Source organism: Cupriavidus sp. FW305-26 (assembly GCF_058787975.1).
The window spans coordinates 1-14,873 of record NZ_JBYTAH010000116.1 but is presented as its reverse complement, the minus strand read 5'-3'; the positions used below and the strand labels follow the sequence as shown (position 1 = coordinate 14,873).

Here is a 14,873-nt window from a genome sequence, read left to right as displayed (position 1 = left end):
GGCGAGGTGCTGATCCAGACGCGCTACCCGGACACCCCGGCATTGCAGGCGCTGACGCGCCACGACTATGATGGATTCGCGGCCACCCAGTTGCGCGAGCGGCGCCAGGCCGGGTTGCCCCCGTTCTGCTACCAGGTGCTGGTAACCGCCGACCACGGCCAGCTGGAGCGGGCGCTGCAGTTCCTGGAAGTGGCGCGCCGGCATGCCGAAACCTGCGAGCTGGCGGCCGAGGTGCAACTGCACGATCCGGTGCCGATGTCGATGGTGCGCATCTTCAACCGGGAGCGTGCGCAGATGCTGGTTGAGGCCACCTCGCGGCCGGTGCTGCAACGCTTCGTGGCTGAGTGGGTGCAGACTTTCGCAGATGTGGGGACGGAGGCAAAAGGGGTGCGCTGGCAGCTTGAGATCGACCCGTTGCGGATCTGAGTCAGCTGGCGTGGCAGTGAAAGGTGCAACCCTGGCATTAGGGTTTCCGATAGGGTTGCACTAGGTTGCACCTTGGTGATTTTCGGGAGTAAGATCGCGCCAGCTCACAGGCTGCGGCCGGTCGCGCGCCCGTGCCTGCCGGCATGGACGAGGTAGCACCGGCGGCGGCTCCAGTCTTTCGGAGAAATGCCCGCATGGCCACCACCACTCTCGGCGTCAAGCTCGACGACGCCTCGCGCGACCGCCTCAAGCGCGTTGCCCAATCCATCGACCGCACGCCGCACTGGCTGATCAAGCAGGCTATCTTCACCTACCTCGAGCAGATCGAGCGCGGCCACCTGCCGCACGAGACCGGCGCCGCCGGTAGCGCCGACGCGGATGGCGCCGACGGAGCCGAGCTGGTCCATGGCGATGCGCCGCAGCCGTTCCTGGAGTTCGCCCAAAGCATCCAGCCGCAATCGGTGCTGCGTGCTGCCATTACCTCTGCCTATCGCCGCCCGGAAGCCGATTGCGTACCGGTGCTGCTGGAGCAGGCGCGCCTGCCGCAGCAGCAAGGCGAGGCCGCCATCAAGATGGCCAAGACCCTGGCCACGCGGCTGCGCGAGCAGAAGGTCGGCAGCGGCCGCGAGGGCCTGGTGCAGGGCCTGATCCAGGAATTCTCGCTGTCGTCGCAGGAAGGCGTGGCGCTGATGTGCCTGGCCGAGGCCCTGCTGCGCATCCCCGACAAGGCCACCCGCGACGCGCTGATCCGCGACAAGATCAGCGGCGCCAACTGGCAGTCGCACCTGGGCCAGAGCCCGTCGCTGTTCGTCAACGCCGCCACCTGGGGCCTGCTGCTGACCGGCAAGCTGGTCGCCACCCATACCGAATCGGGCCTGACCAAGGCGCTCACGCGCATCATCGGCAAGGGCGGCGAGCCGCTGATCCGCAAGGGCGTGGACATGGCGATGCGCCTGATGGGCGAGCAGTTCGTCACCGGCGAGACCATTTCCGAGGCGCTGGCCAACGCGCGCAAGTACGAGGCCGAAGGCTTCCGCTACTCCTACGACATGCTGGGCGAGGCCGCCATGACCGAGGCCGACGCGCAGCGCTACCTGGCCTCGTACGAGCAGGCCATCCACGCCATCGGCCAGGCCTCGCGCGGGCGCGGCATCTATGAGGGCCCGGGCATCTCGATCAAGCTGTCGGCGCTGCACCCGCGCTACAGCCGCGCGCAGCATGAGCGCGTGGTGGGCGAGCTGTACGAGCGCCTGAAGTCGCTGACGCTGCTGGCACGCCAGTACGACATCGGCATCAATATCGACGCCGAGGAAGCCGACCGCCTGGAGATCTCGCTGGACCTGCTCGAGCGCCTGTGCTTCGAGCCCGAGCTGGCGGGCTGGAACGGCATCGGCTTCGTGGTGCAGGGCTACCAGAAGCGCTGCCCGTTCGTGATCGACTACCTGATCGACCTGGCCCGCCGCAGCCGCCACCGCCTGATGATCCGCCTGGTCAAGGGCGCCTACTGGGACAGCGAGATCAAGCGCGCCCAGCTCGACGGGCTGGAGGGCTACCCGGTCTACACGCGCAAGGTCTACACCGACGTGTCGTACATCGCCTGCGCGCGCAAGCTGCTGTCGGTGCCGGACGCGATCTACCCGCAGTTCGCCACGCACAATGCGCATACGCTGTCGGCCATCTACCAGATCGCCGGCCACAGCTACTATCCCGGCCAGTATGAGTTCCAGTGCCTGCACGGCATGGGCGAGCCGCTGTACGACCAGGTGGTTGGCGCCACCGCGGACGGCAAGTTCAACCGCCCGTGCCGCATCTACGCGCCGGTCGGCACGCATGAAACGCTGCTGGCCTACCTGGTGCGCCGCCTGCTGGAGAACGGTGCCAATACCTCGTTCGTGAACCGCATCGCCGATGACACCATCTCGCTGGACGAGCTGGTGGCCGACCCGGTCGCCGTGGTCGAAGCCATGCACCGCGAAGAAGGCGTGCTGGGCCTGCCGCACCCGCGCATCCCGTCGCCGCGCACGCTGTACGGCAAGAGCCGCCCCAATTCGGCCGGCATCGATCTCGCGAACGAGCATCGCCTGGCGTCGCTGTCGTCGGCGCTGCTGGCAGGCACCAGCGAGCGCTTCGTGGCCGAGCCGCTGCTCGGCGCCGAGGTACCGCGCGCAGCCGACGCCATCACCACGCCGGTGCTGAACCCGGCCGACCACCGCGATGTGGTGGGCCATGTCACCGAGGCCGGCCAGGCCGAGGTCGACGCCGCGCTGCAGGCCGCCATCAACGCCGCGCCGATCTGGCAGGCGACGCCGCCGGACGTGCGCGCGGCCGCGCTGGAGCGCGCCGCCGACCTGATGGAAGCCCAGATGCAGTCGCTGATGGGCATCATCATGCGCGAGGCCGGCAAGACCTTCTCCAACGCCATCGCCGAAGTGCGCGAAGCCGTGGACTTCCTGCGCTACTACGCCGCCGAGGTGCGCCGCAGCTTCGACAACGAGACCCACCGTCCGCTGGGCCCGGTGGTCTGCATCAGCCCGTGGAACTTCCCGCTGGCGATCTTCACCGGCCAGGTGGCCGCGGCGCTGGCCGCCGGCAACCCGGTGCTGGCCAAGCCCGCCGAGCAGACCCCGCTGATCGCCGCCGCCGCCGTGCGCCTGCTGCGCGAAGCCGGCGTTCCGGCCGGCGCGGTGCAGCTGCTGCCGGGCCGCGGCGAGACCGTGGGCGCCGCGCTGGTCGGCGACGCCCGCGTCAAGGGTGTGATGTTCACCGGCTCGACCGAAGTCGCGCGCATCCTGCAGCGCAACGTCGCCGGCCGCCTCGACGCCGCCGGCCGCCCGATCCCGCTGATCGCGGAGACCGGCGGACAGAACGCGATGATCGTCGACTCGTCGGCGCTGGCTGAACAGGTGGTGGGCGATGTCCTCAGCTCCGCTTTCGATTCGGCCGGCCAGCGCTGCTCGGCGCTGCGCGTGCTGTGCCTGCAGGAAGACGTGGCCGACCGCGTGCTGGAAATGCTCAAGGGCGCCATGCAGGAACTGAACATGGCCAATCCGGACCGGCTCTCGACCGACGTCGGCCCGGTGATCGACGACGAAGCGCGCGGCAATATCGTGCGCCATGTCGATGCCATGCGCGCCAAGGGCCGCCGTGTCCATCAGGCCGACCCCAACGCCGCGCAGGGCGCCAGCTGCCGCAACGGCACCTTCGTGCCGCCGACGCTGATCGAACTGGATAGCATCGAGGAACTCAAGCGCGAGGTGTTCGGCCCGGTGCTGCACGTGGTGCGCTTTCCGCGCGCGGCGCTGGACACCATGGTCAGCCAGATCAACGCCACCGGCTACGGCCTGACGCTGGGCATCCATACCCGCATCGACGAGACCATCTCGCACATCGTCAGCCGTGCCCATGTGGGCAACCTGTATGTCAACCGCAATATCGTCGGCGCCGTGGTGGGCGTGCAGCCCTTTGGCGGCGAAGGCCTGTCGGGCACCGGCCCGAAGGCGGGCGGCCCGCTGTACCTGCACCGCCTGCTGTCGGTCTGCCCGCAGGACGCGGTGGTACGCAGCGTGCGCGCGTCGGAAGCAGGCGGCGGCGCCGAGGCGGCCACGCTGCGCGACGAGGCCGCAGCGGCCTTCCAGGCCTGGGCCAGGGCCGAGCTGCCGGCGGTGGCCGCCGCCTGCGAGCGCCTGGCCGAGGCCTCGCCCTCGGGCCTGACCGTGACGCTGCCCGGCCCCACCGGCGAGCGCAACACCTACACCCTGCTGCCGCGCGAGCACGTGCTGTGCCTGGCCACGCAGGAGGCCGACCTGGCGCTGCAGCTGGGCGCCGTGCTGACCGTCGGCGCAGACGCCGTATGGCCGGAAAACCCTGTCAGCCGGGGGCTGTTTGCGCGCCTGCCTAAGGGCGTACAATCGCGCGTCCGCATGGTGGCCGACTGGACCGCGGCGGACATCGCTATCGATGCGGTGCTGCACCACGGAGATTCCGACCAGCTGCGCACGGTGTGCGAGCAGGTGGCGGTGCGCCCCGGTCCGATCATCGGCGTGCAGGGCCTGGCGCAAGGTGAACCGAATATCGCGCTCGACCGTTTGCTGATCGAGCGCTCGCTTTCGGTCAACACCGCAGCCGCGGGCGGCAATGCCAGTTTGATGACGATCGGCTGAGGCAACCCTCGGACCTCGTCATGTCGAAGCACGCAGCGGTGGCGGCGATCCCGCCCCGGTTGCGTATTGAAGCAAGGTGCGGCACTGCCAGGCTGCACCGCTATAACTGCCGGCAACGGCACCACATCGGCACCATTTGGGACCCAAGGAGATCTGATGAGCTCGACATTCCACAAGACGGCAATGACCGTTGCCCTGACCCTGGCTGGCCTGACCGCCGCCTCCGCCGCGTTCGCGCAGGCCCAGGAAATCAAGCTGGGCTTTGCCGGCCCGATGACCGGCGGCCAGGCGCAGTACGGCAAGGACATGCAGAACGGCATCGTCCTCGCGATCGAGGACATGAACGCCACCAAGCCCAAGATCGGCGGCAAGGAAGTCAAGTTCGTGCTGGTCTCAGAAGACGACCAGGCCGACCCGAAGACCGGCTCGGTGGTGGCGCAGAAGCTGGTGGATAACGGCATCCAGGGCATGCTCGGCCACTTCAACTCGGGCACCACCATCCCGGCGTCGATGGTCTACAACCGCGCCGGCATTCCGCAGATCGCCATGGCGACCGCGCCGGAATACACCAAGCAAGGCTTCAAGACCACCTTCCGCATGATGACCTCCGACACCCAGCAGGGCTCGGTGATCGGCGCCTTCGTGGTGAAGAAGCTGGGCGCGAAGAACATCGCCATCGTCGATGACCGCACCGCGTACGGCCAGGGCCTGGCCGACGAGTTCGAGAAGGCCGCCAAGGCCGCCGGCGGCAAGATCGTGCGCCGCGAGTTCACCAACGACAAGGCGGTGGACTTCAAGGCCGTGCTGACCAACATCAAGCGCAGCAACCCGGACATCATCTTCTACGGCGGCGCCGAGACCCAGTCCGCGCCGATGGCCAAGCAGGTCAAGGAACTGGGCATGAAGGCCCCGCTGGTGTCGGGCGAAATGTCCAAGACCGACAACTTCCTGAAGCTCGCCGGCCCGGCCGCCGAAGGCACCGTGGTGTCGCTGGCCGGCCTGCCGCTGGACCAGATGCCTGGCGGCTCCACGTACGAGAAGAAGTACGAGAAGCGCTTTGGCTCGAAGGTGCAGACCTACTCGCCGTACGCCTACGACGGCGCCACCGCGATGATGTCGGCCATGGTCAAGGCCGGCTCGACCGACCCGGCGCGCTACCTGCCGGTGCTGGCTGCTACCAATATGCAGGGCGTGACCACCAAGACGCTGGCGTATGACGCGCGCGGCGACCTGAAGGATGGTGGTATCACTGTCTATAAGGTGGTTGGCGGCAAGTGGACGGTGCTGGAGACGGTTGGCGGGAAGTAAGCTGCTGGCTGGTTTTGGTTATGGGAGAACGCTGCCTTTGGGTGGCGTTTTTTCTTTTGGGGGCTTGGCGGCAAGCCTCCCAAACAATTCCGTATCTCCCCCATTGGCGCATAATCCCGCACTCGCACATTTTTTCAATCCATAGGAGCAGTACGTGTCCGAGCAGGAAGCCAGCTACGACCACGCCATCGGGCTAGCCAACCAGGGGCGCTTCACCGAAGCCCTGCAGATTGCCGACCAGCTGTCGCAGGCCCGCCCCGAGGTGGTTGATTTCGTCACGCTGCGGGCGCGGCTGCACTTTGACAACGGTGACGCCAACGCCGCGCTGGCGGTGCTGGACGAGGCGCTGGCGCGGCTTGACACGCTGCCGCTGCCGCTGCAGCCGCCGCACCGCTGGGCCTCGCGCGGGGTGATCGCGCACCGCTACGGCGCCATGCTGATGAGCCTGGGCCGCGATGCCGAGGCGCGCCCGTGGCTGCATGAGGCCGCGCAACGCGGCGGCCTGCTGACGGGCGAATGGGCCGCGCATTTCCACGCCGGCCTGGCCGCGCTGCGCATGGGCGACATGGCCGCCGCGGCACGCTACTGGCATGACCTGATGGTCCGCAATCCCGACCTGGGCGCAGATGACATCGCACCGCTGGTGACGGACTACATCGCCCGGGCCGAGGCCGCCGGCGTTCCGGTGGAGCCCCTGATGCGCGTCTGCCTGGGCCGCGTGGCCCTGGACAACCCGCATCTGCTGGAGCTCGATCCCGCAGCCGGTGACGCCGTGGCCGCCGACCAGGCCGCCCGTGTGCTGGCCGAGCACCCTGACCACCCCGAGGCGCGCCGCCTGCGTGCACCGCTGCGCCATGGCGTGGGCGACGTCCAGGGGGCACTGGACGACCTGGCGGTCTACCTGCGCCAGGTGCCCGACCCGCAGAGCCAGGTAAGCGAACTGGCCTGGCGCCACCAGCTGGCGCAGCGCGCCGACAGCACCCAGCCGGCCGATCGCGAGCCGTGGCTGCGCTTCACGCTGACCGACCAGTCCGACGACGGTGCCGGCTACTACCGCGCCGCCATGGCGCTGGGCGAGTTCATCGACGAGGTGCCGGCCGCCGAGGCCGCGCTGCGGCCGGTGCTTGTGCAGGCCGGCCGTGCCGGCGTGGCGCGCTTCGACCAGTATTTCGCCACCGGCCAGGGCGATGCCGCGGGGCACGGCGGCAATGCCGACCCGCATGTCTATTCGCTGCTTTGCCGGCTGCTGTCGCGCAGCCTGCCGGCCGACGCCGCGCACGTGGACGAGCGCATCGCGCTGCACCAGCAGGGCATGGCCGCCAGCGAGTTCATCGATCACTGGATCGACCTGCTCGACTGCCACGCCGACGCCGGCCAGCACCAGAAAGTGGCCGAGCTGGCCGGCGAGGTGCTCAACCGCTACCCGCTGGAGCGTAACCCGGCCGACGTGACCTGGGCCTTCAGCCGCATGATCGCGGCCTGGAAGGCCATGGGCGGCGCCGAGCCGACCGAGGCCGCCCGTGCCGCGATGATGCATATGGATGCCCGGCTGGACGCGCTGCCGGTGGAAGCCCGCAGCGAGGCCGCGCACCCGATGGCGCATGCGCGCGCGCACTTTGCCGCGCTGCTGCAGGCGCAGGTGGCCGGCATGGACGAGCACGACCGCACCGATGCCCTGGCCGAGATCGAGGCCCAGCAGCGCCGCGCGCTGCTGGTCGAGGACGCCTGGCTGTACAACCGCTTCGGCCAGGTCTGGCGCGACGCGGGCGAGCCCGAGCGCGCGCTGCCGCTGTTCGAACAGGCCGTGGCGCTGACCGAGGGCGATCCGCTGGACCAGGCCGGCCCGCGCGTGCAGCGCGGGCTGGTCCACCATGCAGCGCGGCGCCACGATGCCGCGCTGGCCGACTTTATCGCAGCCTTCGCCGTGCGTGACGACTGGGATGCCGAGGTGTACCTGCGTGCGGTGCAGTCGGCGCTTGGCCTGGACCAGCGTGAAACCGCGCTGGCGTATTTCGAAAAGGCCCGCGCCCGCGGGGCCGCGCAGGGCTCGACGCGCACTTTGTACGCACAGGTGGAGGCCGCGCTCAAGGCAACCCGCCCGATGTGGAAAGTCTGGGGCGTCTGAAACGTCGCTCCGGGCCGCCGAACGGTCTGAACATGTAAGGGATGTAAAAAACGCCATCCGGAGATGACGTTTTTTGCGTGCAGATGACAGAAGTTGTGCGCGCGTTTTGTGCGGTGTCGGACAATCACTGACATGGATTGTGAAGTGCTTACATTACCATGTCGCCATGAATGGACTGAGCCAACTTTTTCCAAGCCTCCCGCTCGCGCCCGGCGGCCTGTTCTGGGTCGGGCTGGCGCTGGTCGGCGCCGGCCTGGCCGGTGAGCTGAGCCGGCGCTGGCTGCGCTGCCCGCGCATCGTCGGGTATGCCGCGGCGGGGCTTTGCGCCGGCATGCTGGGGCGCGGCATCGTCGACGAGAACATGATCAACCAGACCCGTATCCTGATCGATATGGCGCTGGCGCTGGCCTTGTTCGAACTCGGGCATCGCCTCTCGCTGACCTGGCTGCGCGCCAACCGCTGGCTGCTGCTGACCAGTGCCTTTGAAAGCCTGCTGACCTGGGGCCTGGTGGCGGCGGTGCTGCAATGGATCGGCGCCTCGCCCGGCGTGGCGATCCTGGCCGGCGGCATCGCGGTCAGCACCTCGCCCACCATCGTGCTGCAGCTCAAGAATGAGTTGCGCGCCGACGGCCAGGTCACCGAGCGCCTGATGGCGATGGCCGCACTCAACAGCATCTACGCCGCCGCCATCGTGCAGGTCGCCACCGGCTGGCTGCATTCGGAATACGGCAACCTGGGCGCGGCGCTGCTGCATCCGCTGTACCTGCTGGTGGGCTCGTGCCTGCTGGCGTGGGTGGTGGGCAAGCTCGGCCATGCCATCTATGACCGCATGTCGGCCGACGACCACTACAGCTTCCTGGTGCTGGTGGGCCTGGTGCTGTTCACGCTGGCGCTGACCCGGGTACTAAAATTGTCGATGCCGCTGACGCTGATGCTGGCCGGTGTCGTGTTCAAGCACCAGGACAACCAGCCGCATGTGTGGCCGCCGCATTTCGGCAGCGCCGGCAGCCTGCTGATCATCGTGATGGTGGTGTCGCTGGGCCTGCCGCTGACGGCACAGGACTGGGCCGTGGGCGGCGTTTACGCCATCGCGCTGGTGGTGCTGCGCCATGTGGCCAAGCTGGCCGGCGTGGTCTCGCTGGGCTCGTTCTCGGGCCTGAGCCTGCGCCAGTGCATGGCGCTGGGGCTGGCGCTGGCGCCGATGTCGGGCCTCGCCTACCTGCTGATGCATGACGTGGCGCGGCTCTACCCCGGTACCGGCCAGCCGCTGGCGGCCATCATCCTGTGCGCGCTGGCAATCGAACAACTTTTCGGTCCGGTGATTGCGGCCTGGGCGCTGCGCTACGCAGGCGAAGTCCGCGTCGACATCCGGGCCAATGGAGGAGGGCGCTGATGTCGCTCGAAACGTTCAAGCACTCTGAGGCGCTGACCTTCGGCGTGGAGCTGGAGCTGCAGCTGGTCAACCGGCATGACTATGACCTGGCCCCGTTCGCGCCCGACCTGCTGCGCGCGCTCAAGGGCGCCGAGCATGCCGGCGACATCAAGCCGGAGATCAGCCCGTCGATGATCGAGATCAGCACCGGGATCTGCCACACCTACCAGCAGGCGCTGGAAGAGCTGACCGTGATGCGCGACCTGATGGTGGCGGCCTCGCGCTCGCTGAACCTGGGCATTGCCGGCGGCGGCACCCACCCGTTCCAGCAGTGGGCCGACCGCACCATCTCGGATTCGCCGCGCTACCAGTACATCTCAGAGCTGTACGGCTACCTCGCCAAGCAGTTCACGGTGTTCGGCCAGCACGTGCATATCGGCTGCCCCAGCGCCGACGAATCGCTGTTCCTGCTGCACGCCATCGGCCGCTATGTGCCGCACTTTGTGGCGCTGGCGGCATCCTCGCCCTATGTGCAGGGCGTGGATACCGGCTTTGCCTCGGCGCGGCTGAATTCGGTCGCGGCCTTCCCGATGAGCGGGCGGGCGCCGTTCCTGCTGACGTGGGACGCCTTCACCGCGTATTTCGAGAAGATGCGCAATACCGGCGTGATCGAGAGCATGAAGGACTTCTACTGGGATATCCGGCCCAAGCCCGAGTTCGGCACCATCGAGGTCCGCGTGATGGACACGCCGCTGACGGTGCAGCGCGCCTGCGATATCGCCGCCTATATCCAGATGCTGGCGCGCTACCTGCTGCTGTCGCGCCCCTTCATGCCGCAGGAAGACGATTACCTGGTGTACACCTTCAACCGCTTCCAGGCCTGCCGTTTCGGGCTGGAGGGGGAGTACGTGCATCCCAACGAACTGACGCGCATGCCGATCGCCGACCACATCCTGTCGATCTGCGACGCGCTGGTGCCGCACGCCGAGGCACTCGGCTCGCTGGAGGCGCTGGCCAATATCCGCGCGCTGGCCGAGCGCCGCGACGGCGACGCCGAGTGGCTGCGCCAGGTCGATGCCGATGCGCGCAGCCAGCGTGAAACGGTGCGCAAGGCGTGTGACCGGTGGGCTGCCTGAGGCTGCGCCAGGCTGCCCCTTGTCTTATTTGACGCTGTAGCCGCGCCCCTGCATGCAGGCGCCCCAGGCCTGGTAGTACGAGCCCATCGCCTGGCTGGTATTGGCCGCCGCCTGCTGGTTGGCCGCGTTCGCCTGGCGGCGCGACTGCCGGTGCGCCACGCCGCCCCCCACCGTACCCGCTGCAGCGCCGACCGCCGCACCCTTGCCGGCATCGCCTGCCATCGCGCCCACCACCGCGCCCGCCGCGGCGCCGCCCGCGGCACCCCGCACGCGCTGGCCGCTCTGCGCCTGGGCCGGCGGCGGGGCGTTGGCGGCCTGTGCCGGATCCACGCCGGTCTGCTGCTTGGCCCAGCTGTAGCAGGCGCCGTCGTCGCTGGCCTGCTGTTGCTGACTCTGGCCCTTGGCCGGATAGGCCATGGGCTTGTTCTGCGCCATGGCCTGAGCCGGGATCAGCGCCGGGGTCAGCGCGATCGCCGCGGCCAGTACGCCGAGGCCACGGTACAGCTTGCGATGCGGGCATTGCTTCATGATGATGTTCCCCCACGGGTGTCGGCTACGCGACGCTGGACGCACCGACCGGTGCGCAAGTGGCGAGCCGTTCTGTGAAGGCCAGTATTTGCGGCACGCAGGGGTAAGTCAAATCAGCGTTTTGACGGCCCGATGTTATTTGTTTGTAGTGGGTGGCGGGGACAGCAGGAACGCGACCGCTTCCTGCCACCAGGCCGTATCGACATGCCCGGCCCAGTCGTTATGCCCGGCGCCGCCGATCACCGCGAGCCGCCGCGGTTCGCCCAGCGACGCATAGAGCGCCTGGCCGAAGCGTGCCGGCACGATGGTGTCGCGTTCGGCGACCGCGACCATCACCGGGCGGCCGAAGCCTTCCAGGTTGGCCGCGCTGTCGTAGCGGTCGCGCAGCACCCAGCCGGCCGGCAGCCAGGGATAGTGATGCGAGGCAATATGCACAAGCTTGTCCCACGGCGTGATCAGCAGCACGCCGGCGACGCTCTCGCGCTGGCGCGCCGCGGCCGCTGCGGCCACGCCCGCGCCCAGCGACTCGCCGACCAGCAGCAGCGGGCCGCCGAACTGGCGCCGGGCCAGCGCAATCGATTGTTCCGCGTCTGCCACGAAGCTGCGCTCGCCGAGTGCGCCGGTGCGCGGGCCGTAGGCCGGGTACTCGGCCAGGATCACGCGAAGGCCCAGCTTCGTCAGCGCGCTGGCGTAGTAGCCGCGATGCCCGGCGTGCCCGGCATTGCCGTGAAAGACCATGGCGGTGGCGCGCGCCGGTCCGGCCGGTTCGGCGACAAGGCCGCGAAAGTCCTGCGGCCCCGGCCAGGCGCGCAGCCCGGGCGAGACCATGGCGTCGACCGAGGCTTTATCGGGAAAGTAGAGGAAGTGATCCTGCATCATGCTGATTCCGGCAAGCAGGACCAGTCCCGCACCGAGCCAGCGCAGCACCCTGCGGCGAACCGATTCAGTCCGCGGCGACACCAGCCGCGCTGGCGCCGGTGCCGGGGCGATGGCAGGCATGGCAACGCGCTCAGGCGCAGGCGAACACCGGTTCGCAGCGCACCTCGGTCCTGACCGAGTTGGCGATAAAGCAGGCGCCATGCGCGGCGTGGTGCAGGGCATCGAGTTCTTCGCGCGTGGGCTCGCGCTCGCCGCCAAACGTCACCTGAGGGCGCAGCGTCACCACGGTCATCGCCGTCTGCCCGTCCGCGTTCTTTTCCATCACACCGGTGGCCGCATCCAGGTAGCGGTCGACGACAAAGCGTTGCTTCGCCGCCAGCGACAGGAACCACAGCATGTGGCAGCTGGACAGCGAGGCGATGAACATCTCTTCGGGATCGACCGCGCTCGCATCCGACATCGGCAATGGCACCACATGGGGTGATGACGATCCCGGGACTTCCGCGCCACCGTCAAAGCGCAGCACATGCCTGCGGCTGTAGCGGTTGCCGGCGAAATCCTGCCCGTCGCGTTGCCACAGGACTTCAGCGGTGTATGTGGACATGCAAAGACTCCTAACGTTAGGAAAACCTCAGGCGCCGTGCGGCACGCTTTCGCCGTCGCGCAGGCCCAGGCGCTGGTTGGCCGCCACGGCGACATCGATCAGCTTCGGGCGCGGCAGGTTCAGGTTGCGCATCATCTCGATGAACTCTTCACGCGTGCGGCCGGCGACGCGGCTGTTGTGGGCGCGCTCCTGGCCGATGGTGGACGAGGTGCGGCCCTTGTAGTCGTGGGCCGGATAGACCTGCGTGTCGTCGGGCAGCGCAAACAGCTTCCTGGTCAGGCTGTCGTAGAGCGTGCCGGCGTCGCCCGACTGGAAGTCGGTGCGGCCGCAGCCGTCGATCAGCAGGGCATCGCCGGTGAAGACGCGGCGCACGATGCCGTCGGGCGTGGGCTCTTCCCACAGGTAGCTCATGCTGCCGGCGGTGTGCCCGGGCGTATGGATGGCGCGCAGCACCTGCTTGCCGAAGGCGACAGTGTCGCCGTCGATCAGTTGCTTCTGCGCGGGCTTGATATCGCAGCCGGACGGCGCCGCGGTGTGCGCGCCGGTCTGCAACGCAAGGTGGCCGGCCGAGGTGATGTGGTCGGCATGGGCATGGGTCTCGATGACCCACGCCAGCCGCGCGCCGGTTGACTTCAGCAGCGCCAGGTCGCGTTCCAGCTGGTGGTCGACCGGATCGATCAGCAGCGCGTCCCCGGTGGCGGCGTCGATCAGCAGGTAGGTGAAGGTGGACGAGGTGTCGTCGAACAGCTGGTGGAAGGTCTGCATGGCTGCCCTCTTGTTTTTCGTTCGGGGAACGCCGCCATGATACGCCGCGCTGCGCGCGCGGACATTAGCATTCCACGATATTCACCGCCAGCCCGCCGCGCGCCGTCTCCTTGTACTTGGTCTTCATGTCGGCACCGGTCTCGCGCATGGTCTTGATCACCGAATCGAGCGATACGTAGTGCGTGCCGTCGCCGCGCAAGGCCATGCGCGCCGCGTTGACCGCCTTGACCGAGGCCATTGCGTTGCGCTCGATACACGGGATCTGCACCAGTCCGCCAACCGGGTCGCAGGTCAGCCCGAGGTTGTGCTCCATGCCGATCTCGGCCGCGTTCTCGACCTGCGCCGGGCTGCCGCCCTGCACCGCCGCCAGCGCGCCGGCGGCCATCGAGCAGGCCACGCCGACTTCGCCCTGGCAGCCGACCTCGGCGCCGGAAATCGACGCATTGAGCTTGTACAGCAGCCCGATCGCGCCCGCGGTCAGCAGGAAGTCGACCACGCCTTGCTTGCTGGCGCCCGGCACGAAGCGGTCGTAGTAGTGCAGCACCGCGGGGATGATGCCGGCCGCGCCGTTGGTAGGTGCCGTGACCACGCGCCCGCCGGCGGCGTTCTCTTCATTGACTGCGATGGCGTACAGGTTGACCCAGTCCATCACCGAGAGCGGGTCGGACAGGGTGCGCTCGGCGCGCTCGGTCAGGCTGCGGAACAGCTCCGGCGCACGGCGCTTGACCCTGAATGGCCCCGGCAGCTCGCCGTCGGTGCGGCAGCCGCGCGCCACGCACGCCTGCATCACATCCCAGATATGCAGCAGGCCGCTGGTGACTTCCGCCTCGCTGCGCCAGGTCAGCTCGTTTTCCATCATCAGCCGCGCGATGCTCTTGCCACTGGCGGTGGCCATCTCCAGCATGTCCTTGCCGCTGCGGAACGGGTGCGGCAGCTGCTGCGCGGCATTGAGCACCTGCGTATTGGGTGCGCCCGCGGTCACGACGAAGCCGCCGCCGACCGACAGGTAGCGCGCCTCGCGCAGCGATGCACCGCCGGCGTCGAAGGCATGAAACTTCATGCCGTTGGGGTGCTCGGCCATCGCTTCGCGCCGGTAGAAGGCGATGTGCTCCTTCTCGACAAAGGGCACGACATGCTGGCCCAGCAGGGACAGCTCGCGGCCCGCGCGCAGCGCGGCCAGGCGCGTGTCGATCGAATCGGGATCGATGGTGTCGGGGGCTTCCCCCATCAGGCCGAGGATCACGCCCTTGTCGGTGCCGTGGCCCTTGCCGGTGGCGCCCAGCGAGCCATAGAGCTCGGCACGCACGCTCGCCACCTGCGGCAGCAGGCCGTCGCGCTCAAGCCCCTGCGCGAACATCAGCGCAGCGCGCATCGGGCCTACGGTATGCGAGCTCGACGGGCCGATGCCCACCTTGAACAGATCAAAGACGCTGACTGCCACGGAATGTCTCCAGCAATGGGATGGCCCTGAAGAGGCTCTTCTTGGTCGGTTGGCGTGGCTGCGGCGGGCACCGCGACACCGCGATGCCCGTCATCTCGAGCATAGTTCGTTGGCGGGCCGCCGCGGCTG

At 68.5% G+C, this 14,873-nt stretch carries 10 protein-coding genes and 1 pseudogene; 6 read left to right on the top strand and 5 right to left on the bottom strand.

Annotated elements, in window-relative coordinates; translation table 11 throughout:
* The 6 genes and pseudogenes from AC3WQZ_RS34195 to AC3WQZ_RS34170 form a co-directional block, all read left to right on the top strand.
* Positions 1–426 (top strand): annotated as a pseudogene (locus AC3WQZ_RS34195) (primosomal protein N'); the annotation flags it as partial.
* Between the two features lie 194 nt (positions 427–620).
* On the top strand, positions 621–4,586 hold the full coding sequence (putA, locus tag AC3WQZ_RS34190) for a trifunctional transcriptional regulator/proline dehydrogenase/L-glutamate gamma-semialdehyde dehydrogenase (protein WP_010812180.1): 3,966 nt from the start codon (positions 621–623) through the stop codon (positions 4,584–4,586).
* A gap of 156 nt (positions 4,587–4,742) precedes the next feature.
* Positions 4,743–5,894: a branched-chain amino acid ABC transporter substrate-binding protein gene (locus AC3WQZ_RS34185; RefSeq protein WP_010812179.1), complete on the top strand. Its 1,152-nt coding sequence runs from the start codon at positions 4,743–4,745 to the stop codon at positions 5,892–5,894.
* A gap of 154 nt (positions 5,895–6,048) precedes the next feature.
* Positions 6,049–8,019 (top strand): tetratricopeptide repeat protein, encoded by a 1,971-nt coding sequence (locus AC3WQZ_RS34180; RefSeq protein WP_492302048.1) that lies wholly within the window; start codon positions 6,049–6,051, stop codon positions 8,017–8,019.
* Positions 8,020–8,185: 166 nt separating this feature from the next.
* Positions 8,186–9,412, top strand: coding sequence for a cation:proton antiporter (locus AC3WQZ_RS34175; RefSeq protein ID WP_010812177.1), 1,227 nt, complete (start codon positions 8,186–8,188; stop codon positions 9,410–9,412).
* Positions 9,412–10,527, top strand: a complete 1,116-nt coding sequence (locus AC3WQZ_RS34170) for a YbdK family carboxylate-amine ligase (protein WP_010812176.1) — start codon at positions 9,412–9,414, stop codon at positions 10,525–10,527. The genes AC3WQZ_RS34175 and AC3WQZ_RS34170 overlap by 1 nt, the downstream gene beginning before the upstream one ends.
* Positions 10,528–10,551: 24 nt before the next feature.
* Here AC3WQZ_RS34170 and AC3WQZ_RS34165 read toward each other — a convergent pair whose 3' ends face one another.
* The 5 genes from AC3WQZ_RS34165 to AC3WQZ_RS34145 all read right to left on the bottom strand — a co-directional run bounded on the left by AC3WQZ_RS34165 (position 10,552) and on the right by AC3WQZ_RS34145 (position 14,744).
* Complete coding sequence (locus tag AC3WQZ_RS34165) at positions 10,552–11,055, bottom strand: glycine zipper domain-containing protein (RefSeq protein WP_010812175.1); 504 nt, start codon at positions 11,053–11,055, stop codon at positions 10,552–10,554.
* Between the two features lie 135 nt (positions 11,056–11,190).
* Positions 11,191–12,054: an alpha/beta hydrolase gene (locus AC3WQZ_RS34160; protein WP_010812174.1), complete on the bottom strand. Its 864-nt coding sequence runs from the start codon at positions 12,052–12,054 to the stop codon at positions 11,191–11,193.
* A gap of 10 nt (positions 12,055–12,064) precedes the next feature.
* Entirely contained in the window at positions 12,065–12,538 is a 474-nt protein-coding gene (locus tag AC3WQZ_RS34155; RefSeq protein WP_010812173.1) for an OsmC family protein, read from the bottom strand.
* Between the two features lie 27 nt (positions 12,539–12,565).
* Positions 12,566–13,303 (bottom strand): MBL fold metallo-hydrolase, encoded by a 738-nt coding sequence (locus AC3WQZ_RS34150; protein WP_010812172.1) that lies wholly within the window; start codon positions 13,301–13,303, stop codon positions 12,566–12,568.
* 64 nt (positions 13,304–13,367) lie between these two features.
* On the bottom strand, positions 13,368–14,744 hold the full coding sequence (locus AC3WQZ_RS34145) for an L-serine ammonia-lyase (protein ID WP_010812171.1): 1,377 nt from the start codon (positions 14,742–14,744) through the stop codon (positions 13,368–13,370).
* Between the last annotated feature and the right edge of the window lie 129 nt (positions 14,745–14,873).

Coding starts and splice junctions, on each gene's coding strand:
- AC3WQZ_RS34175 (WP_010812177.1), top strand. CDS start 8,186: ATGAATGGACTGAGCCAACTTTTTCCAAGCCTCCCGCTCGCGCCCGGC.
- AC3WQZ_RS34185 (WP_010812179.1), top strand. CDS start 4,743: ATGAGCTCGACATTCCACAAGACGGCAATGACCGTTGCCCTGACCCTG.
- putA (WP_010812180.1), top strand. CDS start 621: ATGGCCACCACCACTCTCGGCGTCAAGCTCGACGACGCCTCGCGCGAC.
- AC3WQZ_RS34165 (WP_010812175.1), bottom strand. CDS start 11,055: ATGAAGCAATGCCCGCATCGCAAGCTGTACCGTGGCCTCGGCGTACTG.
- AC3WQZ_RS34150 (WP_010812172.1), bottom strand. CDS start 13,303: ATGCAGACCTTCCACCAGCTGTTCGACGACACCTCGTCCACCTTCACC.
- AC3WQZ_RS34170 (WP_010812176.1), top strand. CDS start 9,412: ATGTCGCTCGAAACGTTCAAGCACTCTGAGGCGCTGACCTTCGGCGTG.
- AC3WQZ_RS34155 (WP_010812173.1), bottom strand. CDS start 12,538: ATGTCCACATACACCGCTGAAGTCCTGTGGCAACGCGACGGGCAGGAT.
- AC3WQZ_RS34160 (WP_010812174.1), bottom strand. CDS start 12,054: ATGCCTGCCATCGCCCCGGCACCGGCGCCAGCGCGGCTGGTGTCGCCG.